Genomic DNA, 23,107 nt, shown 5'->3' with positions numbered 1-23,107 from the left:
CCGTCATCCATTCATACGGCTTGAATCGTCCCGTCCGCTCTGAAGAGCGGCGGGATTTTTGCTGTTGGGGAAGAGGCGCTCTCCCTCCTGGGGCCGTTCTGGCCGTCGTTTCAAATCCTTCACCTTCAGCCCGTTCTTCTTCGCTTGGGGGTGCCAGAAGCCGTAGGTGGCGGCGAGACGCCAGGCAACGCGGGGGAAGTTCGGAGAGAGGTAGACGGATTCTCCGGCTGCCCCCGTCCGGATCGCGGAAGCGAGAGCCTCCAGCGCCTGCCCCAGATCCTTCAGCGGGCCGCGTCCGAGAGGAACTTTCTCCAGGGAACCGAGCATTTCACCCGCGCCGAACCCCACCGCCATTCCGAAGCGAAAGCCGCAGCGCCCGCACCAATTGCGCACAATGGAGACTGCAGTTCGGCACTGGCCTCCTTCATAGAAGCCGTTGTTCACAAGGACATAGACCGGAAGAGGGCGAGAGCCCGGAGCTTCCGCCGGCGGTGTGCCCTGCCGCTTCACCCAGGCTTCCATTCCGACCATCATGCGCAGAAAGTGGGAAGGGATGCCGTCAAAATACAGCGGGAACGCCAGCACAAGCGCATCCGCCGTGTACAGTTCCCGGTACTGCTCTTCTCCGAACGGCTTCGGGCCCACCCGGTACAGCGGCAGCTCGCAGCCGCCGTCTTCCAGAAGAGGGGCCAGCTTCTCCAGCAAAATGCCCGAATTGCTCTTGCCGCCCTTGGGGCTGCCGTTGACTCTCGCGATTCTCATGCCCAAGCCTCCCGTAAGTCTTCTATGCGGTCATAGAAGAGAATGGATGTATCGGTTGCGCCCATATTGACTGCATTGGCTTGAACGAGAGCGCGGGCGGCGGCAATCTCGTCCGCGGTCATGTCCTCGGCATAGAAGTGAACCGTGAACCGGAAGCGCGTCTCATAGCGGCGCGCATGATGCGTCTCGCCGTTGCGGACCGCAAAATAAGGAAGCACATAGGAGAGCGTCCGGTTCAACGCGTTGGCGACGAACGGGCTGTAGCTTCCGTAGACATTGCGGCTGACCAGCACCAGCTCGCCGCAGTCGGCCAGGCGCCGGCCGAGATGCCGGTAGTTATCCTTGAGTACACAAGTGCCCGGGGTCCGCACCCAGCAGCCGAAGCAGCCGACGCAGTGGCGCATGGTGCCGTCATCGTTCAGAATCTCCGAATCCTGCCCGGCATTCTCCTGATCCAGCCACCCCGCCGCCTGTGCTGCGGTCAAATCATGTACGATCAGTCTCATTGGATCTGCCTCCCGATTGCAATATGACCTGCCAAATCTCCCGCCAATTGCCGGCGTAATGAATAGGGCGCGCGGTAATCAGCGAAGCGATGCCGTGAGCCGATGACCAGACGGCCATCAGCATGCTCGCATCGCGCTCCGGGGGAAGTCCCGTCTTCCGGAAGGCCCTCCGTGCGGTACCCCGGAACACCTCGAACGGCGGATAGGCCGCATGCACATCCGTTTCGCCGTTCACGTGAATATCAATGCCGGAATGGTAGAACAAGAAGGGGAAGTAGGCCGGATGCTCTTCAAAAAAGGCAATATACGCTGTCCCTACCCGTTCCAGCTCGCTGTCCGGTTCCTCTGCGGCTTCCACCGCGCCGCGCAGCCTGTCGGCGAACTGCTGCGTGACGTGCTCTGCCATGGCGGACAGCAGATCGTCCTTATCCTTGAAATGGCTGTAAGGAGCGGCATGGCTGACACCGCACCGCGCCGCGACCCGGCGCAGCGAGAAGCCGCCGATGCCCTGCTCGTTGATCAGCTCGATGCCGTTCTCGATCAGCGTATTGCGCAGATCGCCGTGATGATAACTTCCTTCCTTCACTCTGAAGCCTCCTCAATCTTGACATTGTCAAGATACAGGAATATTTTAGCACTGTCAATGACTTATCTGTGCGCTGTAGGGCTGCATGGAGAAGAAATGATTTTATGATATAATGACCCTTGCAGCGGACGGACACCGGCATGAGAACGCAAAAAAGCCGGCATCCCGCGTGCGGGACACCGGCCTGAGGACCGGGCTTGCTTTAGAACACTTGAACGACGTCCTCAATACCCTCGACTTCTTCCATCAGGGCGCGTTCGATACCGGCCTTCAGCGTGATCGTGGAACTTGGGCAGCTGCCGCAGGCTCCCATCAGCTTCAGCTTCACAATTCCGTCCTCTACATCGATCAGTTCGACGTCGCCGCCGTCGCGTTGCAGGAACGGACGCAATTTATCCAGAACTTCCAGCACTTCATCGTACTTGGAGATTGTATTCTCATTCATTTCTCAATCGCTCCTTTCGTACGTTTATTATAGTACAAAAGCTTAAAAAATAAAATGGTTACCCATTCAAGGAGAATAATATGAGACCGATTATTGAATTTTGTGTCAACAATATCGGGCACGGGACCGAAGAATTGATGGACAAGCTGGAGCAGAACCCCGATTTCGACGTCGTCGAGTACGGCTGCCTCGGCAATTGCGACCAGTGCCGCGTCGATTTCTTCGCAATGGTGAACGGCGAGATCGTCGCCGCCGGCTCCGTGCCGGAGCTTGAACAGGCGATTCAGGATAAGATCCGGGAAGCCGAAGCCTGGCTGGAGCTCGATCTGGACTAGAACGGGAGCGGCTACGGGCAAGGGCGGCTTCGCCTATCCGAAATGCCGCTTCGACATCCAGAGCACGCCGCTCTTGAGGATGCGCGGAACGCGGCCCATCATGGAGCGGGAACCGAGCAGGCCGAAGCCTTCGCTCTTGCCGAGGGAGCCGAGCGTACCCTTCAGCCGGATTTTGCCCAGACGCGGGGTCTCGTTCTTCCAGAGCGCGCGCAGCACCTGCGCAACCTGCTCGCCCTGCGCGCCCGCCGCCTGTGCGCTCGGCGCAAACGGAAGACTGGCGCAGTCCCCGATGACGTACACCTCCGGATAATCCGGCACCTCGTAATACTCGCCCAGCAGTATGCGCCCGCCGCGGTCCTTGGGCAGATTCAGCATCTGCACCGGCTTGACCGGCTGAATGCCGCCCGTCCATACCGTAACGTCGCCGAGAATGGCTTCGCTCCCGTTATAGACGGCGCCGTCCTCCACATGCGAGACGGAGATCCGTCCCCGGGTCTGCACCTGATGCTCGTTGAACCATTCCTCGACATATTGGGAGAGCTTGGCCGGAAAAGCGGACAGAACCCGCTCGCCGCGGTCCAGAATCGTGATGTTGAGGTCCGGCCGGCTCTCGCGCAGCTCGGCCGCAATCTCCACCCCGCTCAATCCCCCGCCGACTATGTTCACGTTTCCGTACGGTCTGATGTTGTTCAGCCGCCGGTAGGTCTCGCGCGTGCCGGCCATGCTCTGAATGCTGCACGTATGCTCGGGAGCGCCGGGTATCCCGTGGTGGTTGTCAGTGCAGCCGAGGGCAATGGCGAGCTGGTCATAGGGAACCTGCTCGCCGTCTGCCAGCAGCACCTGCTTGCCGGCGAGGTCGATGGATTCGACCTCGCCGTAGCGGACGCTGAGCCGCGGATGTTCCGGGAAAGCGATCCGCAGGCTGTGGTCGGCCACGGTGCCTGCGGCAAGCGCATAGTATTCGGTCTTGATGCCCTGATAGGGCATCCGGTCAATCAGGACAATCTGAAGATCGTGCGGAAGATGGCTCTGTAGCAGTTCCTGGATAAGGGCAAGGCCGCCGTAGCCGCCGCCTAGAACAAGCAGTGTACGCATGCTGACCGAACATCCTTTCGAAATCGATTATTCTGATTCGCAAGCAAGCTTACTCATAGACTTTGATTTCGTTATAGAACGTGTCCCGTTCAACCGGGATTTTGCCTGCGCCCTTGACGAGCCAGATCAGTTCCTTGCGGGTAAGACCCTCCGGCGTCAGCGCTCCGGCCGAATGGCTGATGCGCTCTTTGAGGATGGTGCCGTGTACGTCAGAGGCGCCGAAGCTGAGGGCCACCTGGGTAAGCTGCGGACCGATGTTGATGAAGTAAGCCTTGATATGGTCGAAGTTGTCGAGCATCAGCCGGCTCACGGCAATGGTCTTGAGGTCCTCGAAGGCGGAGTTGCGCCGCATGATGCCTGCGTTCTTGTTCTTGGGCTGCATGGACAGCGGAATGAACACCATGAAGCCGCCGGTCTCGTCCTGCAGCTCGCGGATCTGCAGCATATGCTTGATCCGGTCCTCGCGGGATTCAATCGACCCGTAGAGCATGGTAGTGTGGGTCTTCATGCCGAGCCGGTGCGCCTGGCGGTGCACTTCCAGATATTCAGCCACGCCGGCTTTATCGACGTGCATTTTTTCCCGGTAATGATCGGACAGAATTTCAGCGCCGCCGCCGGTGAGGGACTTCAGTCCCGCCGCCTGGAGCTTCTCCAGCACTTCGCGGATGCTCAGGCCGCTGATTCGGGTGAAGAAGTCGATCTCCGCCGCCGTGTAGGCCTTCAGCGTCACATCCGGGAAGCGGACGTGCAGCGCCTGCAGCGAATCGACATAATATTGAAACGGAACATGCGGGTTATGCCCGCCGACAATATGGAATTCGCGCACGCCGGGATGAATATGCTGCTCGACGTACTGGATCATCTCTTCGCCGGAGAGCGTATACGCTCCCTCTTCGCCTTCATCCTTGCGGAAATTGCAGAACGCGCAGCGGGATTCGCACACGTTGGTGAAGTAGAGACTCATATTCTCGATAAAATACACCTTGTCGCCGTTCTTGCGGCGGTTCACTTCATTGGCCAGCTGGCCGATCGTGAGCAGATCGTTGCTCTCATACAGATAGACGCCGTCCTCCAGACTGAGCCGGACGCCGCTGTGCACCTTCTCGATGATCTCCGCCATGCGGGCATCCGTGCTTGGTGTAATCAGTGTGGACATATTTTCTTCCTCCTGAAGGTAGTGCGTGACAAATTATCGAACAATGTTGACGCCCTCCCTATTATACTCTTCCTCCAGTCAAGCGGGCAACCGCGAGAGACGGGGAGCCGGAGGAGTAAGAAGCGAAGAACAGATTAGGAGGATAGGCTAGGAGAATACTATCCGATGTTTGACGACCCAGACAGTCCGCTGACCCGGGAAGACCTGAACCGGCCGGCAGGGCGGAAGGCTTGAGGGGCCAAGGAAAGTGGAGTATACTTCAATTTAGAGACGTTCTAAATTGAAGGAGGGCAAGACCATGATTACCATCAGCGAGGCTGCGGCCGATCAACTGAAAGAAATGCTCGCGGCCCAGGAAGTGCCGAACATGTTCCTCCGCCTTGGCGTATCGGCTGGCGGATGCAGCGGCTTCTCCTATGCCATGGGCTTTGATGACCATACAAGCGACCAAGACGAATTCATGGAGATCCAGGGAATGAAGATAGCCGTTGCCAAGGACGACCTCCGCATGCTCGACGGCGTCGAGATTGATTACGAGTTAGCCGGCATGACCGGAGGCTTCACGATCAATAACCCGAACGCCATCGCCACCTGCGGCTGCGGACAGAGCTTCCGCACCCGGAAGGAAGAAGAATCGCTGGCGCAGCCGTGCGAGGATTGAGCGTTATATCAACACTTTTTGTTTCGTTGATTTGAACGGTAGCCGATAGCGTAGCTTCTCCTGTACGTTAACAACCCTGAACGCCGTTTTAGGGTTGTGGATTATGACCTCTATTAAGCCATAGTCACTTTGACTAAGCGTAGTAGGGGTCGTTTTTGTGCCTTATAATGGATTCTGTCCGCTGCGGTTTTTACGTTATAGCGGGTATCCTGTACGGCATTTATTATTAAAAGGGCTCTAGCAGCTATAGCGGAGATTAACCCGGTGACCGCCCATAAATGAATGCTTTAGGGCCGGATCTGTCCTGTTAGGGGGATTGAATACTATGCAAGGTATATATGTCGGAATATTAATTACACTCTTACTGCTTTTCATCACTTCGATAGTAATTGCAGTGATTTTATATAAGATGAACAGGGAACTGTTAACGGCCGTGTACCGGTTAGTGGATGTCACGAAAGAAAATAAGGTTCTACGAAGCGAGTAAGAATAATATCTAGGAGAGTGATTTCATGCTCGTTCCCCAGTTATACCTGAACGGCGCCTGCACCGAGGCGATGGAGCTGTACCGCCAGGCTTTTGGAGCGAAGACAGAATCCGTTATGTACGACCCGCAGGAGGAGCCCGGCACCGTAGTGATTCATGCGGAAATGAATATCCTGGGCAGCCGGATCATGCTCAGCGACTTCGGAGGAACCGGAAGGGCGTCTGCGGAGAGCACGATGGAGATTGTAGCAATTTGCGCGGATGAAGCGGAATTGCGGCAGGCCTATCAGGTGCTGGAGCCGGGCAGCGAGACCGTTACGCCGATAGGACCGACCTTTTACAGTTCCTGTCTGGTTCAGCTCGTGGACCGGTTCGGCGTCAAATGGTGCCTGATGGTCTAGCGCTATGGATACCCACACCCGAATAAAATACTTATTATAGAAGAGAAATATTCACCCGTGCGGAGATTCAGTCGGTCCGGGGCGTCCGGGGGAGGATGCTGATCTTTCTGCGCAGTCGTGATCTTCAAGGATGAGCCGGATGTGGAATAATGGAATAGAGGTGAGGAAGGAATGATCGTTTCTTTTGGCCGAGAGCATATAGACGCCCTTTCGGATTGGGGAGAAACGCTGGTCTCCCGGGGAAAAGTCCATGCCCTCCGTGATTTGGACGGATTCGTATACATATATCCTGATGAGCCTGCCGGCTTCATCCTGTACCGGATCGAAGACCGGGAATGCGAGATTGTGCTGCTGGAGAGCAGGCGGGAAGGACAGGGCGTGGGGGCCGAATTGATCGCCACAGTGCTAGACCGGGCGAGGGAAAAGCATTGTCTCCGGGTATGGCTCATCACCTCCAACGACAATATCAAGGCGATCCGCTATTATCAGAAGCGCGGATTCGATCTGGCTGCGGTTCATCGCCATGCGATTACCGAAGCCCGCAAGCTGAAGCCCTCCATTCCGCTAATCGGTCTGGACGGGATCGAGATTAAGCATGAGATTGAATTCGAATATAAGCTGGAGCCCCTATGAGGAAGCGGTAACGGTCTGCTCCGACGACCAAGGGAGACGCTTGTCGGATTGGGGTACCCCGATCATTTTATATCGCATTGGTCTGTTCTCTCCTTATCGTCTTTCTGTTGGAGAGGCTCCCGCTGCATACGGCCTGGTTCAGAGGGACAAAATTGGTTCTAGAGGCCGGCTGTTTCCTTCAGGCGATCATGCTGTTCCGGCGAAGTTTGGTCAGTCACAGATTGGAGCTGACGGAACATTCGCTCTGCTTCCACGGTCAAGAAGTCCCCGCGCAGCGGATAGACCGGATCGTGATTCAGGGATATTGGGCAGAGAGCGTCGGCATCCGGCTGCGGGGAAGGAGAATGGTTCCGTTCATGCTGCACTTCAGGTTCTGCGAAAGGAATGAAGAAGGGATGCAGCGCCTAAAACGATGGGCGGACAGGAACGGAGTTCCGATCAAGAAGGGGCAGATTTATCGCTGGCTCTGAGAGCCAGCCCCGGCCGGTTAGCCCGTCGGTGAGAAGAGGAGCGGAGGAACGAGAAGAAGAAGCGCCCGGTCCGCTGCAGGACCGGGCGCTTTGGTCTGACTAGAACTTGATGATTCCCGCGGAATGCAGGAAGACGAACAGCACCAGAATCGGCGCCACGTAGCGGAGCATGAACAGCCACAGGCGGAACCAGCCGGCCGAGAGGCCGGCTTCGTCGCCGACGCGCTTCCAGAAGTAGCCGGCGAAGAGGGTCACGATCAGCCCGCCCAGCGGCAGAAGCACATTGGAGGCCAGGAAGTCCATCCAATCGAAGAAAGCTTTGCCGCCGAAGTTCAGTCCCGGCGCGGCGCCGAACGACAGCGCCGATGGAATGCCCAGCAGGAAGCAGCCGGCGGTAATCAGCAGCACCGAGCGGGTTCGTCCCCATTGGAGCCGCTCCATTGCATAGGCGACCGGAACTTCCAGCAGCGAGACGGTAGAGGTCAGCGCTGCAATGGCGAGGAGGATGAAGAACAATCCGCCGAAGAGCGAGCCGAAGGGCATCGCCGAGAATGCGGCGGGCAGCGCCATGAAGACCAGCCCGGGTCCCTGCGCATTGTCGATTCCGAAGGAGAACGTCGTCGGGAAAATAATCAGTCCGGCAATCAGCGCATACAGCAGATCGCCGCCTCCGATGGCCAGCGTCGCCGATCCGAGCGACTGCTCTTTTTGCACGTAGGAGCCGTAGGTCAGCATCGCCCCCATCCCGAGCGAGAGCGAGAAGAACGCATGTCCCAGCGCTACCAGCGCGGATTCCGCCGTCAGCTTGGAGAAATCGGGCTTCAGGAAGAAGGAGACTCCGTCCATAGCGCCCGGGAGCGTCAGCGCCCGGATCATCAGAATGACCAGCAGGAGAAGGAGGCCGGGAATCAGCACCTTGTTGAATTTCTCAATGCCTCCCGACACGCCCCGGGCCACGATCCAGGCGGTAAGCGCCAGGACGACAACCTGCCAGAGAATCGGACTGTAGCCCGACGTGAAGCTTGCGAATTGACCGGTGTAATCGGGGTTCGTGAACAGCTTCCCGCTGAAGGCCCGAACCGCGTAATACAACGTCCAGCCGGCGATGATGGCATAGAAGGACATAATCATGAAAGCGCCGATGACGGAGAGCATCCCCATTCCGCCCCAAGCCCGGTTGCCGCCCACTTTGACAAAAGAGCTGGCCGCGCTGCCCCGCCCGCCCCGGCCGATGGTCAGCTCTGCGAGCAGCACCGGCAGGCCGATAGCGACCAGACAGACAATGAAGAGCAGGAAGAACGCCGCTCCTCCGTACATCCCCGTAATATAAGGGAACTTCCACATATTCCCCAATCCGACCGCGCTGCCGATGGCCGCGAGAATGAAGCCGCTTGAGGAGAATTGGTCCTTGGATTCCAAAGTTCTGGGTTGTTTCGGCATAGAGTTCAGTCTGCCTCCCGACTATAAGATGAAGTTCTTGCTGTCTGTCCGTGACCGCCCTGGAAGGAGCATTGTTCATGCTGGAGAGACATAATATGAACAAGTATATAGGCAGACTGCCAAAACTACAAGATGCAACTTCTGTGAAAAAAGTTTGTCCATCTATTTAATGAGGCATGCAATCTTTGTCCTATCCGGTATCAGACGCCAAAGGTATACTTGGTTAGGCATTGCGGAAATATGGCGAAAGGGACCAGCGCGAACGGAGATTTGGGTAAGTCTTATATAATTAATAAAACGGGCCGCGGGCCAAGGAGGACATCATATGAAGCTTGCCGAGGCGCTTGTACTTCGGGCGGACTGCCAGAAACGGATCGCCCAGCTCAGACAGCGGCTTGCCCGGGTCGTCAAGGTTCAGGAAGGCGAGAAGCCGGCCGAAGACCCGGCGGATCTGTTGACCGAGCTGGAACGGTCGCTTCAGGAGCTGACCGGCTGGATTCGGGCGATTAACAAGACCAATGCCTTTACGGCATTTGACGACAAGCGGTCAATCGCCGATGCGCTGGCCGAGCGCGACGAGCTGATGCAGCGGCGCAGGCTGCTGGCGGAGGTGCTGGAGAATGCCTCGATCAGGCAGGAGCGCTTTAGCCGTTCGGAGGTCAAGTTCCACCGGACGGTGGACGTGGCCGCCATTCAGAAAGAGGTGGACGCGCTCTCCAAGGCTTTTCGCGAATTTGACTTCCGGATTCAGCAATTGAACTGGACGGTCGAACTGGCCGGAGAGTAGAGGAACGGGCCGCGAAGGTAGTCCGGCCGCCGGCAAAAGCGAGCATACCCCCTCCAACGGGCAGGTTGGACCTCGGAGAGACTCGGGGCGAATGTCTCAGCTATAAGCAATCAGCCCAGAACCGTTACAAGAGTGCGCTTCAGCACAGGAGTACCGTGTAGCAGGTTTATTGTTACGACCTTATGCTGGTTTGCCGGCCCGGACGAGGGCGGGGAAGGGGATTGCAGGCCCGATGGCAGAATTGAACACGGGTGCCCGGTGTTCCAGACGATAGTCTGAAGCGCCGGGCACTGTCCGTTAGATGGGGATGCGCGGGCACGCGGCCAAGCGCCTCTTTTTCCAAGGCAAGGACAATCATACAAGAGTGGGACATTCCCCTGTGAGTATGGTATGGCAGAGGCCAAGGAAGGAGAGGAAGAGACATGGCGGGAAGACAGCTCGCAAGCAAATGGCGGAAGACGGCGGCGCTCTTAAGCGATCCGCGCGTTTCGGGGTATATTCCGAAGACGCAGATTTATAGCGGCAGCGCTCTTCGGTCGATGCTGGCCGCCTATGGCGATGTCGTAGTGAAACCGGTTGTAGGCGGAGGCGGACACGGCGTGATCCGGGTATTCCGCGACGGAGGGGGCTACGGGCTTACCTCAAAGAATCGCACGCGGAGATACAGCTGTTTTGGAGAGATGTTCAACGGGCTGCAGCGCATGAAGCTCAGACGCCGTTACCTGATCCAGCAGGGTATTTCCCTTGCCCGGATCGACGGCCGCCCGATTGATTACCGGGTCAAGGTCGTCCGCAGCAACGGGGCCTGGGAATTCCGGTCTATGGTGGGACGTCTGGCGCGCCCGGGTCTGTTCGTGACGAATCTCTGTCAGGGCGGGACCATGCTTAGCTGCCGGGAAGGACTGCGCCGCTCGCTTCCCCGCATCAATTCTGCCGCCAAGCGGCGGGAGATGCGGATTGTGACCGTTACCTGCATTCAGACGCTGGAACGCCATTTTCCGGGAATCGGAGAGCTGGGGTTCGACTATGCGGTGGACCGGAACGGGCGCTTGTGGATCCTGGAGGTTAATACACGTCCGCAATAAAGAGAGAAGAGGCTTGGCGAGTTAACAAAAACCGCAAAGAGTCCGATATTAGAGCTAAAGAATACGTTTGAAAGGTTGTCCGGCGGGTTAATTAAGAATGGATAAGAATGGAATCGATAGATTTGTAAATTTTTTGTGCATATATCCAGACAAATTCTCCTGTGTATAACTATTATCCCCAATATACCCTGCACAACCGGACGGAAATTCCAACTTTTTCACATATTATGCACAGGATTTCCACAATGCGCTGTGGATATCAGAACGCTTGTTCGGATTCTGCTAGTCTGCTATGATAGAAGAGAACCAAATAAAGGAAAGGTAGGTGATCGTTATGATGGAATTGTCCGATCAGATGCTGTTGGAATCGTATCATCAAGCGATTGAACTGCAGCTTGAGCATGATTTCATTGCTATGCTTCTGGTTGAAATTCGCAAACGGAACTTACACTCTCCAGAACTTGCGGTACTTCACTAAAATGGTCCAGACCTGTTCGATCAACGAAGATGACGGATCATTACATAAATATAACCGCAGTATGGCAAAATAGGGTATCCTTAACGGATACCCTTTTGTTTGGATCGGCGCTGTCCGGCTCTACAGCTTCATGTTGCTGCTGTGCCCGGGGGACAGCTTCGCGTCCGGATCAATATATACTTTGGCATTGTTGACAGCGGTCGGAGCTTCGCCGAAACCGACGGCGATCAGCTTCAGCTTGCCGGGATAAGTGGAGATGTCGCCGGCGGCGAAGATACCGGGGATGTTGGTCTCCATCCGAGAGTCGACCACAATGGAGTTGTTCTCGATCCCGATGCCCCATTCGGATATCGGTCCCAGAGAAGAGACGAACCCGAAGTTGACGATGACGCTGTCCACTTCAATCTCGCGGGTCTCCTTGGTCTTCACGTCGGAGAGCGTGACGCCGGTAATGAACTCTTCCCCGTGGAGCGCCGTAATCTCGGTTGGAGTAATAACCTGCACGGTGGACTTCATGAGGTTCTCCACGCTGTGCTCGTGGGCGCGGAATTTGTCTCTGCGGTGAATCAGTGTAACCGATTCGGCAACCGACTCCAGCATAAGCGCCCAGTCCACGGCGGAGTCGCCGCCGCCGCTGATGAGGACTTTCTTGCCTGCGAATGCAGTCAGGTCGCTGACAAAGTAATGCAGGTTGGCCTTCTCGAAGCGAGCCGCTTCGGGAAGCTCCAGGCGGCGAGGCTCGAATGCGCCTACGCCGGCAGTAATGATGACCGCTTGGCTGTGGTATTCCGCCTTGTCGGTCGTAACGACGAAGTGGCGCTCGTCCTGCTTGACGACGGAGAGAACCTTCTCCTCCAGGCGCACATCCGTCTGGAACAGATTCATCTGGCGGGTCAGATTATCGACGAGTTCCTGGGCACTCACCTTCGGAAATCCGGCGACGTCGTAAATGTATTTCTCGGGATACAGAGCGGCAAGCTGGCCGCCCAGTTGAGGCATGCTTTCAATTAAGGTAACGGATGCCTGGCGCATGCCGCCGTAGAACGCGGCGAACATGCCCGCAGGGCCGCCGCCGATGATGAGCAGGTCGCTCATGGGGGCGCCGGATAGCTGGGATGTCACAGGAAACTACACCTCCGAGTTGATATATTCAAATTGCCATATTGGTCTACCCCCCATTATAAACATACTGGATGCAGGCTGCAAAGTGGCGCTCGGAGATTTTTCCTATAATCTTTGTGGGGATATCTATTTGATTAATAGTAGTTGAAGGTTTACAATAGATATGATATTTTTCGTAATGTTTCAGGTTTTATTGGAATTTATTCTGAATTTATGTGTTTAAATTCACAAAACAGATCTGGACAAACTAAAAGTTATAGACAGAATGATCGAAAATGATCTATTTGGAAGGAGTCGGACCATGAGCAGCATTCCCAAAATCGTAATTCTCGGAGCGGGTTACGGAGGTATATTGACAGCTCAGCGCTTGCAAAAGGCGCTGAATTATAATGAGGCGGATGTGACGCTGGTTAACCGCCATGAGTATCACTATTTTACGACGCATCTACATATGCCGGCTGCCGGAACCGACAGCATTGAGCATTCGCGCGTTCCGATCTCGAAGCTGATCGACGAGTTCAAGATTGATCTTGTCAAATCGTCGGTTCAGGAGATCCGCACGCAGCAGAAGAAAGTCATTCTGGAGGACGGCACGCTGTCCTACGACTATCTGGTTATCGCCCTGGGCGGCGAGCCGGAGACCTTTGGTATTCCGGGCATGGACCAGTACGCCCTGACGATCCGCAGCATCAACTCCGTCCGGCTGATCCGGGAGCATATCGAGTATCAGTTCGCGAAGTACAAGAATGAGAACAACGCGCAGGAGCACATCAATTTTGTCGTCGGCGGAGCCGGCTTCAGCGGCATCGAGTTCGTGGCCGAGCTGGCCGACCGGATTCCGGGCCTGTGCAAGGAATATGATGTGGACCCGAGCCTCGTCAACATCTATAACGTCGAAGCGGCTCCCACGGCCCTTCCGGGCTTCGCGCCGGAGCTGGTCGAATACGCCATGAACGTGCTGACGAAGAAAGGCGTAACCTTCAAGATCGGCGTTGCCATCAAGGAATGCCTGCCCGGCGGAGTCATTCTCGCTACGGGCGAAGAGATCAAAGCTTCGACCGTGGTCTGGACAGGCGGCATCCGCGGTAACCGTCTGATTGAATCCGCCGGCTTTGAAGCGATGCGCGGCCGTGTCAAGGTGGATGAGTTCCTGCGTGCCCCGGGCTATGAGAATACCTTCATTATTGGAGACGGTTCGCTGGTCATCAATCCGGAAGGCCGGCCATATCCGCCGACGGCCCAGATTGCAATGCAGCAGGGCGAGTGCTGCGCGAACAATCTGGTGGCTGCGATCCGCGGCCAGCAGCCGAAGAAGTTCGTCTTCAGCAACAAGGGAACCGTGGCATCCCTCGGCAAAGGACAGGGCATTGCCGTCGTCGGCAACAAGAAGCTGAAGGGCTGGACGGCGGCCCAGCTCAAGAAGGTTGTCGATATCCGCTACCTGTTCACGATCGGCGGCATTCCGCTGGTCTTGAAGAAAGGCAGATTCCTGTAGGATGCGCCACTGCAGCGTTCAGGTGCGCGGGCTGCTGACGCGGGAGGAGCTGGACCGTTATAACGGCCTCATCGAGGCCGGCTCCTATCTGGAGGATCAGGGCCGCCATGATCTGGCCTACACCGTACAGAAGGAGATCGACCTTCTCATTCAGCCGGCCATCGAGCGGCTGAAGGACAAGAGCCGGGCACGGGACCGGGCGACCGAAGAGTTTCTGAAGACGCTTGAAGAAGAGGATTAAGGGACGAAGAAGAAAAGGTGTGTTCCGCGGCGCAGCAGCGCTTGGGAACACACCTTTTTTGGATTACACCTTCAGCATTTCGTCGAACGACTCGGGCGTCAGCAGATTGCCGACATAGAAGGGGCCGAATTCCCCGTAACGCGCGCTGACTTCGTCGAACCGCATCTCGTACACCAGCTTCTTGAACTGGAGCGCATCTTCGGCGAACAGCGTCACGCCCCATTCCCAGTCATCGAAGCCGACGGAACCGGTAATGATCTGCTTCACCTTGCCGGCATAGCCGCGGCCGATCAGACCGTGCGAGTACATCAGCTCTTTGCGCTTCTCCATGTCGAGCATGTACCAGTTGTCGGCAAGCTCGCGCTTCTTGTTCATCGGGTAGAAGCAGATATGGGCTGCCTTTGGCAGGATCGGCTTCAGGCGGGCTGCCACATGCGGATTCGCCATCGGATCGCCGCCGCCCTCGCCGCTGTTGTAATTGCTCAGTTCAACGATGCTGACGTACGAGTAGGCTTTGGTTGTGAAGGCGGCGAAGGCGGTCTTGTTGAAGGCGGTCTCCAGCCGGTTCAGCTCCTCCAGACTCTCGCGCAGATGCATCATAACCAAATCGGCCTTCTGGCCGACAATCGAATAGAGAGCGGAACTGCCGGTCTTGGCTTCCTCGACCCCGGCCCATTCTCCGATAAACGCATTCAATTCTTCCAGAGCCACAGCGCGTTCCTCGTCGTCGGCCGCCGTCCAGGCGGTCCAATCCAGCGAGCGGAAGTCATGGAGCGCATACCATCCTTCCAGCGTCAAAGCGGCTTCACTCATGTGTATCACTCCTCGAATTCTTGGTAAGCCGTTACTGCCTCATTGTAGCGCAACGAAAGCTTCCAGAGCAAACCCGGTCACATTCTGTTCATGGAAATCCGGTTCAGGAAAAGAACGAGAACGCCGGAGCGCTGCGGCGATCCTTCGGGATTAACCGCCGGAATTGGGCTTTATTCCACATTTCCTGACAGTCGATTTATGTTAGAATAGAAATCTACTGGGTTGATCTCATTCCAACACCGAAGGGGGCTCGCATATTCGATGCAGATCAGTCAAATTCACCATTTCACCGAGCATCACCGATACTGCGTGTCCCGCGAATTCGGGCTCAGCACTGTGGACGAGCGCATGCTCAGCACGGTCTATCAGCCGATGGCCGGGGCGCTGGCGATTTCGCTCTACCGGCTGCTGTTCGGCCATGTGCCGGCCGAATGCATCGGCCATTCCTCGCCGGAGCCGCAGCGGCGGCTCTTTCTGACGCTCGGCATCGAGCCGAACGAGAAAGGCCGGCGGACGCTGATTGACCAGGCCTCGCGCCTGGAGGCCGTCGGCCTGCTGCAGACGAGCCGGATATATATCCCGGAGACGGATGATTATATGTATGAATACGAGCTGCTCCCTCCGCTGTCGCCGCCGGATTTCTTTGCGACCCAGCATTTGACGCTGCTGCTGCGCGACCGGATCGGGAAATTCGCCGTGCTCGCGCTGCGCGAACAGTTCTGGAGCCGGCCTCCGGAGGAGTGGAGCCGCTCGGGGATCAGCAAGGAGAACATTTCGCGGCCGTTCTACGATATTTTTGAGCTGAACACGCATGTCATCGACTATGAGCTGGAGCAGGCGCTCACGGAAGTGGCTTCGGTCCGGGTACCCCAGCCCGCAGAAGAGGGCAAGCATGCCATCGGATACAGCGATATTATTCTGCGCTTTCCCCGGGAATCGGTTAACCGCGGGCATGTCGAGCGGCTTCGCTTTGATTATAATGCCTTGGGCGCGGTCAATTATGTGGCCCATAAATACCAGCTCGGTTCCCAGGACGTGTGCCGGCTGCTGGACGAGGACGGCGTGTTCGCGCCGGACGGGGAGCTGCTGCTCGACGAGCTGCAGCACCGGGCGAGCCAGCATTTTCGCCAGACAATGAAACGGCAGGAGCAGCGGGAGATCGCGGCGGCCAAGGTAGTCGCGCTCCGCGCGGAGGAACCGGTCGTCCAGCAGGAACAGGCCGTGGAGATGGAGTACTATGTCGAGGTGCCGCCGCAGTTCCGGACAAAGTGCGATGTTCATCAATATAATATGATGCTTCGCAACGAGCCGTATACGCGGCTCCTGCAGACGTTCTTTCCGGGAGCAGTGCCGGGCGGTCTGATGAATACGTTCGAGAAGATGGAGCACAGCTACAGGATGCCGGCGGAAGTCATCAATGTACTGATTCATTATCTGATGACGATGCTGGCGGCAGACGGGGAGCAGCGCCTGAATTATAATTTTGTAGAGGCGATCGCCTCCAACATGCTGATGAAGCAGGTCAATACGTATGAGAAGGCGGTTCAGTATATCCGCGACCAATCCAAGGTGAAGGGCAAGGCCAAGGGTGGGACGGCCGGACGCCAGTCCCGGTCCTCCTATGCGAAGGGCGGCGCCCGTCCGGGCAAGCCGGAGATCGCCATGGCTGCCGATGACGGCACGGCCGGAGCGGTATCCGAAGAGGAATTCGCGGAGATGATGAAGAAGGCGGCGGAGATCAAAGCCCGCAAGAAGAAAGGGGCGCTCAAGACCCCTTGATGCGCCCGACGAGAGAAGAATCAATCATGGCCGAAGCGCCATTTTGAAATAGAGGTGGATTTATGGAGTCGATGAGCGAGGTGCTGCGGAGCATGAGCACCCCCGATCTGCGTCAGCGGTCGGTCCGGCTGGAGCAGGAGCTCCTCGGGCACCCGCTGGTGCGGGAGCTGCTGGAGGAGCACCCGGAGCTGGAAGCGTCGCGGCTGCGGCTGCACTTAAGCCGGCTGTATCAATACGTGGAAGAGAGCAAGCACTGTGCGAATTGCCCGGGGCTTGCGAACTGTCCGAATGATTTTCCGGGCCACTACAGCAAGCTGTCGGTGGAGACCGCGCCCGGAGGCCAGCCCGAGCTGTACGAACGGAAGAAGCCGTGCGAGCTGCAGCTGGCGAAGGACGCGCAGGACCGCATCCGCAAGCGGATTACGAGCTTCTATGTGGACGAGCGGGCTTTAAGCGAAGGGTACGACGAGATCGAGATCATGGGCAAGGACCCGCGGCGCATGTCCGCGGTGAACAAGCTCTTCAATTATATTGCCCATGTGCGCGAGAACGGGCTGGGACCCCGGGGGATCTATCTGCACGGCGCGTTCGGCACGGGCAAGACCTTCCTGATGTGCTATCTGCTGCACGAGCTGGCCGTGGCCGGCCATTCGGGCGTCATTGTCTATATGCCGGATTTTGTGGAGGAGCTCAAGACGATGATGCAGGACGGCGCGCGGCTGAAGGAGACGGTCGATGCGATGAAGAACTGCGACCTGCTGATCTTCGACGATATCGGAGCCGAGAACCTGAACCCCTGGGTCCGCGATCACATTCTCGGCGCGATCCTGAATTATCGGATGAACCGGAAGCCGACCTTCTATACGAGCAATTATCCGCTGCCTGAACTGGAGAAGCATCTGAGCTTCACGAGCAAGGACGGCGAAGAGCTCTATAAGGGCCAACGGCTGATGGACCGGATTCGCCCGTTCGTCGAGGCGGTTCCGCTCTATGGCGAGAACCAGCGGGGCCAGCATTCTTCCTAGGCAGCGGGAACCTCTCCGGCAGGACGGATGGCGAGGTTCACACTGTGAGGTTTCACATATCGGGATCAGATATGTTATACTTAATCCGTGTCGGCATTAAGGATTCTGGTTATCCTATTACATGCATCTTTGCATACTTGAACTATAAGGAGGAGCTTGAATATGGCTATTGTTAACGTATCCGACCAATCCTTCAACAACGAAGTGGCTGGTCAAGGTACCGTCGTTGTAGATTTCTGGGCGCCTTGGTGCGGCCCTTGCAAAATGTTGGCTCCTATTCTGGACGAACTGTCCAGCGAACTGGGCGACAGCGTGAAGATTGCCAAGCTGAATGTAGACGAGAACCCGGAGACGGCTTCCCGCTTCGGCGTCATGAGCATTCCAACGCTGATCTTCTTCAAGGACGGCCAGCCGGTCGACAAAGTTGTTGGCCTGAACTCGAAGGAATCCCTGAAGAATATCGTCGCGAAACACCAATAAGTCTGAATCTGCATGTAGAAGCCTGAACATCTTCGCTCAGGCAGCGGCGCCTTCGGTTCTCCAACCGGAGGCGCTTTGTGCGCTATAGGCGACAAGGCAGCGGTTGGAAGATGCGCTCTTCTAACGCGATACAGGAGGGACGCAGCATGGCGGATTACATGGACAATATCCGGAGCAAGCTGGCGCTTTTGCCGGATCTCCCGGGATGCTATCTGATGAAGAACGACGAAGGCACCATTATCTATGTAGGCAAGGCCAAAATTCTGAAGAACCGGGTCCGTTCGTATTTTACGGGCAGCCATAACGGCAAGACCCAGCGGCTCGTCGCGGACATCCGCGATTTTGAATACATCGTCACCGGCAGCAACATGGAAGCGCTCATTCTGGAGTGCAATCTCATCAAGCTGCATATGCCGCGCTATAATGTCCAGCTCAAGGACGACAAGACCTTTCCTTATCTGAAAATTACGAACGAACGCCATCCGCGGCTCGAAGTGACCCGCCGGGTGCTTAAAGATAAAGCTAAATATTTCGGCCCTTATCCGAATGCCTATGCCGCCCATCAGACCAAGAAGCTGCTGGACCGGATGTACCCGCTGCGCAAGTGCAATGCGATGCCCAAGGAAGTCTGTCTCTATTATCATATGGGCCAGTGTCTGGCGCCGTGCGAGAAAGAGGTGGCTAAATCCGAGTACGATGAGATCACGCAGAGCATCGCGGCCTTTCTAGGCGGCGGGCATGAGGCGGTCAAGAAGGACCTCCAACAGAAGATGCAGGAGGCGGCCGAGGAATTGTATTTCGAACGGGCGAAGGAACTGCGCGACCAGATCATGCACATTGACGCTCTGATGGAGAAGCAGAATATCAATACCGCCGATACGAAGGACCGGGACGTCTTCGGCTATGCGGTCGACAAGGGCTGGATGTGTGTGCAGATTCTGTACATGCGCCAGGGGAAAATGATCCAACGGCACGCCTCCAGCTTCCCGTTCTATGGCGAAGCCTACAGTGACTTCATGTCCTACGTCACTCAATATTACAGCGACAACCCGGCCCTGCCGCAGGAGATTCTGCTGCCGGACGTCCTCCGTCTGGAGGACGCGGCTTCCGTGCTTCCGCCGGAGACGGCGGAAGGGCCGGGTTCGGCCGGAGCGGAAGAGAGCTCCGGCCAGGGAGCGGCTTCGGCGGATGAAGACGCCGAAGCGGACGGCGGCGCAGAGGAAGCCGCCGGGGAGTCCGCCGCCGCAGCCGAAGCGGCGCGCTCGGCCGCAGCCGGCGTGGTCGACCCCGCCGGCGCAGCGGCCGCCCTGCAGCAGTGGCTGGGCGTCAAGGTGCTGGTGCCGCGCCGCGGACTGAAGACGAAGATGGTCCGCATGGCCTGCGAGAACAGCCGGGTGGCGCTGGACGAGAAGTTCCGGCTCATCGAGCGCGACGAAGAGCGGACGTCGGGCGCGGCCGCCGGCCTGGCCGGGAGTCTCGGGCTGGAGCGGCTCAGCCGGATCGAGGCGTTCGACAACTCGAACATCCAGGGGGCGAATCCGGTGTCGGCGATGGTCGTTTTCATCGACGGCAAGCCGGCCAAGAAGGAATATCGGAAATACAAAGTCCGCACCGTACAGGGTCCCGATGACTACGAGACGATGCGGGAGGTCATTCGCCGCCGGTATGAGCGGGTGCTCAAGGAGAATCTGCCGCAGCCGGACCTGATTGTCGTGGACGGCGGGCGCGGCCAGATCTCGGCGGCGGTCGATATCCTGGAGAACGAGCTGGGCTTGTTCATTCCGGTATGCGGGCTCGTGAAGGACGTCAAGCACAAGACCGCGCAGCTGCTCGTCGGCGATCCGCCTGAGCCGGTCCGGCTTGCCCGGGACAGCGAGGAGTTCTATCTGCTCCAGCGCATCCAGGATGAGGTGCACCGCTTCGCGATCACCTTCCACCGCGAGCAGCGGGGCAAGTCCATGGTCACTTCCCGGCTGGATGCCATTCCGGGAATCGGCGAGAAACGCCGCAAGCTGCTGCTGAAGCATTTTGGCTCGTTGAAGAAGATTCGGGAAGCCTCCGTCGAGGACTTCCGGCCGCTGTCGATCGGCGACAAGCTGGCCCGTCAGATTCTGGACGCCCTCAAGGATGAAGAGACGGTATAGGCAGAGCTACAAGAAACTGTTAAAATCTGCCGCTTCTCCGCGCCTCCGCCTGTGCTACACTTGGACAGAAGGGACAAGTGAAACGGAGGAATGTATCCGATGAATAAACGAATCATCCCGATGGCTGCTGCTGTAATTGCCGTCGGGGCCGCCGCCTATTTCTGGTCCGCGGGCGGCCAGCAGCCGGGCAAGAGCGAAGAGGCCGGTGTGCTTCCGGCCGGTGTGGACATCAAGGAACTCGTGCAGAGTTACAGCACCGGAGAGATGAAGGCGGAGTCCGCCTCCATCTCCTCCACGAAGCTGGTGGTGACACAGGCGGATCGGAGCCGTGTAGCCTACCGGCTTCCGGGCGACGAGTTCTTCCTGTCCATTGCTCCGTATCTGAAGGAGACCCATCCGTGCGCCACCCATAACCTGACCGGCTGCCAGGGCGAAATGGCCGATCAGTCCTTTCAAGTGAAGATTACGGATCATTCCGGCCGCACCGTGGTGGACCGGGAGATGACCTCTTATGCGAACGGGTTCCTCGACCTGTGGCTGCCCCGGGAGGGACGCTATCACGTCAAGCTTGAGCAGAATGGACGGGTGGCCGAATCGGACCTGTCCACCTTCGAGAGCGATGATACCTGCGTAACGACGATGCAGCTGAAGTAGAGCCGTTCAGCTGCGGCTTGCCCGCTCCCCACAACACAAATTGAACAGGCCAGTTCCGAATGCTCGGAACTGGCCTGTTCGGTATGGAATTCGGCGGTCATGAAGTCTGGCTCGCCGTTAGCGGATCGTGTCCGGTCCTTCGCCGCGTCCGCCGTTCTCTCCGGCGGGCGCGCCGCCGATGGGACCAAGCTCCGGAGCGGGAGAGTCCCAAGGTCTGACCGTTCTCTCCCGCCCGGGCGGGTTGAAGCGGTAGACCAGGTAGCCGATGATCAGCGGCAGAATCATCGACACGATGCCCGAGCCGATATTCACGGCATCCTTCATGAAGATGAGGGAGCTGCCCATCAGGATGCTGTCAAAGATGACATGGCTGAACATGACGGCGATAAAGCCGTAACGCAGGAAGATGAAGCTGAAGAGCAGGCCGATTACCGTCAGTTCAATCGGACGGGAGCTGACCGGATAGATCGGGTAGAGCGTGTGGCCGAACGCCCACACCAATGTCGTAATCAGACTGGCCAGCACGGTGCTGCGCACGACTTTGCTCAGCATCCGGATGCCGAAGAACCGGTACAGCGCTTCTTCCGACAGCCCGGCAAGCCAGGCGGTTAAGGGCAGCAGCCAGGCATATTTCATATTGTAGGTCGACTGCGACGCGTCGGTCGTGTACCAGCTGCCCAGCACATTTTGCAGGACGATGAAGATCAGCGTCTGGACGCCGAGCAGAACGAAGGCCCAGAGATAGCCGGTATAGACACTGTCCAGCACATAGCGGCCATAGCCCTGCTCGCGCGCACGCGGCCAGGCATTGACGCCTTCCTTGCGCCACAGGCCGTCGCCGCCGACAAGCGAGAAATAGAGCAGGACCGACATGAGCAGACTGTACAAGGTATAGACGATGAACAGGATGATATTCGTAACCCTGGAATCGTTCAGGGCCTGCTCGGGGCTCGCATATACATTATAGGTCGTGGACATCATGACGGCGAAATAGAAGAGGCTCAGGAACAGTCCACGTTTGAAAGACGTATGATGCCGGCGCAGAATGCTGTAGATCAGCGCCAGAATGCCCAGAATCAGAGTGGGCAGTCCATATCCCAGCATGGTCAGCAGAGTGGCTGTTCTCTTCTGGCTGTCCATATAGTCGGTGTGCCACTGCGGAACGGTAAAGCGGGTTGTCAGTGCATTCACCTGCTCGCCCTCAAAGCCGAACCGGTATTGCAGTGAAGCTTCGCCGACGGCGACCGATTTATCCGTTACAACCAGGTCGGAGCCGGCGCTGTAAGTCAGATTGTCCAGGTTGGCTCCCCACAGCTTCAGCCAAGGCTCTGCCAGTTCCCGCATCTGCGGCTCGGAGAGCGTGTCCGACTTGCTCGCCAGCGTCTGCCGGTTCGCCGCTTCGCTGTCGGTCCGCTGAAGGGTATGATTGAAGCCGACGACATCCCCGGTGTACATATTCAGGAAGACCGCCACCGATTCATCGTCCGTGTCCGACGGAATGAGCGTCGCCCGGTAGTAGTCGTACGGATATTTCTCGTCGAGATTCCGATCCATATAGCGTTCCGTCAAATTCTTGCGCGACAGGTAGCCGTAGAATTTGGAGTCGGACTCATACAGAACGGACCAGGTGTCGCCCGGTGCGGGCGTATAGCCAAGTCTGGCTTCGGCGAAGGCGGAAGCCCGTTCTGCCGCGGTGTCCCGGCTGATGACCGCGCCCGAAGGTTCATCCGAGACCGATTGATACCAGGACGGGACCCAGTTGAAGCCGATAAAAATAAGCAAGCCGACGATGGCGGCCGTCAGCAGCCTCCGATTGATGGGCCGCTGTTGGAGCGGCTGACCGACTGAATTCATGGAGCGCCTCCTGTAATTGTAAATTCACTTTCTGTACCATATCATACGCCGGGCGGCTAGCCAAGCGGGATGGTCACGAATACGGCCATTCAGAAAAAACGTGAAATGCTGGCATGATTTTGATAACATAGCCTGTAGCATAAAATCATTGTATGTCCCCATTACGGATCTGAT

Annotated in this window: 24 protein-coding genes; 14 read left to right on the top strand and 10 right to left on the bottom strand. The window is 57.3% G+C overall.

Annotation, left to right across the window (positions count from 1 at the left end; all coding sequences use genetic code 11):
• Positions 1-3: 3 nt before the first annotated feature.
• The 4 genes from RBI05_RS14505 to RBI05_RS14490 all read right to left on the bottom strand — a co-directional run bounded on the left by RBI05_RS14505 (position 4) and on the right by RBI05_RS14490 (position 2,299).
• The gene (locus tag RBI05_RS14505; protein WP_310551632.1) at positions 4-762 is read right to left on the bottom strand and encodes a hypothetical protein; all 759 of its coding nucleotides are present in this window, start codon (positions 760-762) and stop codon (positions 4-6) included.
• The gene (locus RBI05_RS14500; RefSeq protein ID WP_310551631.1) at positions 759-1,268 is read right to left on the bottom strand and encodes a flavodoxin family protein; all 510 of its coding nucleotides are present in this window, start codon (positions 1,266-1,268) and stop codon (positions 759-761) included. Before RBI05_RS14500 ends, RBI05_RS14505 begins: the two co-directional genes overlap by 4 nt.
• Positions 1,249-1,854 carry a TetR/AcrR family transcriptional regulator gene (locus RBI05_RS14495; protein ID WP_310551630.1) on the bottom strand — a complete coding sequence of 202 codons (606 nt, stop codon included), beginning with the start codon at positions 1,852-1,854 and terminating at the stop codon, positions 1,249-1,251. The genes RBI05_RS14500 and RBI05_RS14495 overlap by 20 nt, the downstream gene beginning before the upstream one ends.
• A 202-nt stretch (positions 1,855-2,056) precedes the next feature.
• Complete coding sequence (locus RBI05_RS14490; protein WP_150456245.1) at positions 2,057-2,299, bottom strand: NifU family protein; 243 nt, start codon at positions 2,297-2,299, stop codon at positions 2,057-2,059.
• An 80-nt stretch (positions 2,300-2,379) separates the two neighbouring features.
• Here RBI05_RS14490 and RBI05_RS14485 point away from each other — a divergent pair, with 80 nt between their 5' ends.
• Complete coding sequence (locus RBI05_RS14485; RefSeq protein WP_150456244.1) at positions 2,380-2,634, top strand: YuzB family protein; 255 nt, start codon at positions 2,380-2,382, stop codon at positions 2,632-2,634.
• Between the two features lie 33 nt (positions 2,635-2,667).
• Here RBI05_RS14485 and RBI05_RS14480 read toward each other — a convergent pair whose 3' ends face one another.
• A complete protein-coding gene (locus RBI05_RS14480; protein ID WP_150456243.1) occupies positions 2,668-3,729 on the bottom strand; it encodes an NAD(P)/FAD-dependent oxidoreductase in 1,062 nt (353 codons plus the stop codon).
• 49 nt (positions 3,730-3,778) lie between these two features.
• Positions 3,779-4,885 carry an aminofutalosine synthase MqnE gene (gene mqnE / locus RBI05_RS14475; protein ID WP_310551629.1) on the bottom strand — a complete coding sequence of 369 codons (1,107 nt, stop codon included), beginning with the start codon at positions 4,883-4,885 and terminating at the stop codon, positions 3,779-3,781.
• A gap of 298 nt (positions 4,886-5,183) precedes the next feature.
• Here mqnE and RBI05_RS14470 point away from each other — a divergent pair, with 298 nt between their 5' ends.
• The 3 genes from RBI05_RS14470 (at position 5,184) to RBI05_RS14460 (ending at position 7,066) form a co-directional block, all read left to right on the top strand.
• Positions 5,184-5,546: a HesB/IscA family protein gene (locus RBI05_RS14470; protein WP_310551628.1), complete on the top strand. Its 363-nt coding sequence runs from the start codon at positions 5,184-5,186 to the stop codon at positions 5,544-5,546.
• 512 nt (positions 5,547-6,058) lie between these two features.
• Entirely contained in the window at positions 6,059-6,433 is a 375-nt protein-coding gene (locus RBI05_RS14465; RefSeq protein WP_150456240.1) for a VOC family protein, read from the top strand.
• A 171-nt stretch (positions 6,434-6,604) separates the two neighbouring features.
• Positions 6,605-7,066, top strand: coding sequence for a GNAT family N-acetyltransferase (locus RBI05_RS14460; RefSeq protein ID WP_150456239.1), 462 nt, complete (start codon positions 6,605-6,607; stop codon positions 7,064-7,066).
• A gap of 569 nt (positions 7,067-7,635) precedes the next feature.
• On the opposite strand, the gene RBI05_RS14455 is transcribed toward RBI05_RS14460, so the two are convergent.
• Positions 7,636-8,976 (bottom strand): sodium-dependent transporter, encoded by a 1,341-nt coding sequence (locus RBI05_RS14455; RefSeq protein WP_310551627.1) that lies wholly within the window; start codon positions 8,974-8,976, stop codon positions 7,636-7,638.
• Positions 8,977-9,301: 325 nt separating this feature from the next.
• On the opposite strand from RBI05_RS14455, the gene RBI05_RS14450 reads away from it, so the two are divergent.
• The 3 genes from RBI05_RS14450 (at position 9,302) to sda (ending at position 11,326) form a co-directional block, all read left to right on the top strand.
• On the top strand, positions 9,302-9,763 hold the full coding sequence (locus tag RBI05_RS14450; RefSeq protein ID WP_310551626.1) for a DIP1984 family protein: 462 nt from the start codon (positions 9,302-9,304) through the stop codon (positions 9,761-9,763).
• A 422-nt stretch (positions 9,764-10,185) separates the two neighbouring features.
• Positions 10,186-10,848 (top strand): YheC/YheD family protein, encoded by a 663-nt coding sequence (locus RBI05_RS14445; RefSeq protein WP_310551625.1) that lies wholly within the window; start codon positions 10,186-10,188, stop codon positions 10,846-10,848.
• Positions 10,849-11,182: 334 nt separating this feature from the next.
• On the top strand, positions 11,183-11,326 hold the full coding sequence (gene sda, locus RBI05_RS14440) for a sporulation histidine kinase inhibitor Sda (protein ID WP_150456235.1): 144 nt from the start codon (positions 11,183-11,185) through the stop codon (positions 11,324-11,326).
• Between the two features lie 120 nt (positions 11,327-11,446).
• Here the strand turns inward: sda and RBI05_RS14435 are convergent, their stop codons facing one another.
• Positions 11,447-12,448 carry an NAD(P)/FAD-dependent oxidoreductase gene (locus RBI05_RS14435; protein WP_310551624.1) on the bottom strand — a complete coding sequence of 334 codons (1,002 nt, stop codon included), beginning with the start codon at positions 12,446-12,448 and terminating at the stop codon, positions 11,447-11,449.
• 301 nt (positions 12,449-12,749) lie between these two features.
• Here RBI05_RS14435 and RBI05_RS14430 point away from each other — a divergent pair, with 301 nt between their 5' ends.
• On the top strand, positions 12,750-13,943 hold the full coding sequence (locus RBI05_RS14430) for an NAD(P)/FAD-dependent oxidoreductase (protein WP_310551623.1): 1,194 nt from the start codon (positions 12,750-12,752) through the stop codon (positions 13,941-13,943).
• Between the two features lies 1 nt (position 13,944).
• Positions 13,945-14,184, top strand: a complete 240-nt coding sequence (locus RBI05_RS14425) for a hypothetical protein (RefSeq protein ID WP_150456232.1) — start codon at positions 13,945-13,947, stop codon at positions 14,182-14,184.
• 63 nt (positions 14,185-14,247) lie between these two features.
• On the opposite strand, the gene hemQ is transcribed toward RBI05_RS14425, so the two are convergent.
• The gene (hemQ, locus tag RBI05_RS14420; protein WP_150456231.1) at positions 14,248-14,997 is read right to left on the bottom strand and encodes a hydrogen peroxide-dependent heme synthase; all 750 of its coding nucleotides are present in this window, start codon (positions 14,995-14,997) and stop codon (positions 14,248-14,250) included.
• A gap of 261 nt (positions 14,998-15,258) precedes the next feature.
• Here hemQ and RBI05_RS14415 point away from each other — a divergent pair, with 261 nt between their 5' ends.
• The 5 genes from RBI05_RS14415 (at position 15,259) to RBI05_RS14395 (ending at position 21,079) form a co-directional block, all read left to right on the top strand.
• The gene (locus RBI05_RS14415; RefSeq protein WP_310551622.1) at positions 15,259-16,776 is read left to right on the top strand and encodes a DnaD domain protein; all 1,518 of its coding nucleotides are present in this window, start codon (positions 15,259-15,261) and stop codon (positions 16,774-16,776) included.
• Between the two features lie 62 nt (positions 16,777-16,838).
• Positions 16,839-17,801, top strand: a complete 963-nt coding sequence (gene dnaI, locus RBI05_RS14410; protein ID WP_150456229.1) for a primosomal protein DnaI — start codon at positions 16,839-16,841, stop codon at positions 17,799-17,801.
• Positions 17,802-17,963: 162 nt separating this feature from the next.
• Positions 17,964-18,281, top strand: a complete 318-nt coding sequence (gene trxA / locus RBI05_RS14405) for a thioredoxin (RefSeq protein ID WP_150456228.1) — start codon at positions 17,964-17,966, stop codon at positions 18,279-18,281.
• Positions 18,282-18,427: 146 nt separating this feature from the next.
• Positions 18,428-20,425: an excinuclease ABC subunit UvrC gene (gene uvrC, locus RBI05_RS14400; protein ID WP_150456227.1), complete on the top strand. Its 1,998-nt coding sequence runs from the start codon at positions 18,428-18,430 to the stop codon at positions 20,423-20,425.
• 99 nt (positions 20,426-20,524) lie between these two features.
• Positions 20,525-21,079: a CueP family metal-binding protein gene (locus RBI05_RS14395; protein ID WP_310551621.1), complete on the top strand. Its 555-nt coding sequence runs from the start codon at positions 20,525-20,527 to the stop codon at positions 21,077-21,079.
• Between the two features lie 117 nt (positions 21,080-21,196).
• Here RBI05_RS14395 and RBI05_RS14390 read toward each other — a convergent pair whose 3' ends face one another.
• Positions 21,197-22,933: a CPBP family intramembrane glutamic endopeptidase gene (locus RBI05_RS14390; protein WP_310551620.1), complete on the bottom strand. Its 1,737-nt coding sequence runs from the start codon at positions 22,931-22,933 to the stop codon at positions 21,197-21,199.
• Positions 22,934-23,107: the final 174 nt, after the last annotated feature.

It is taken from the genome of Paenibacillus glufosinatiresistens (genome assembly GCF_031470375.1).
Lineage (GTDB): Bacteria > Bacillota > Bacilli > Paenibacillales > Paenibacillaceae > Paenibacillus_AQ > Paenibacillus_AQ glufosinatiresistens.
This window is presented reverse-complemented; position numbering and strand designations above follow the sequence as displayed.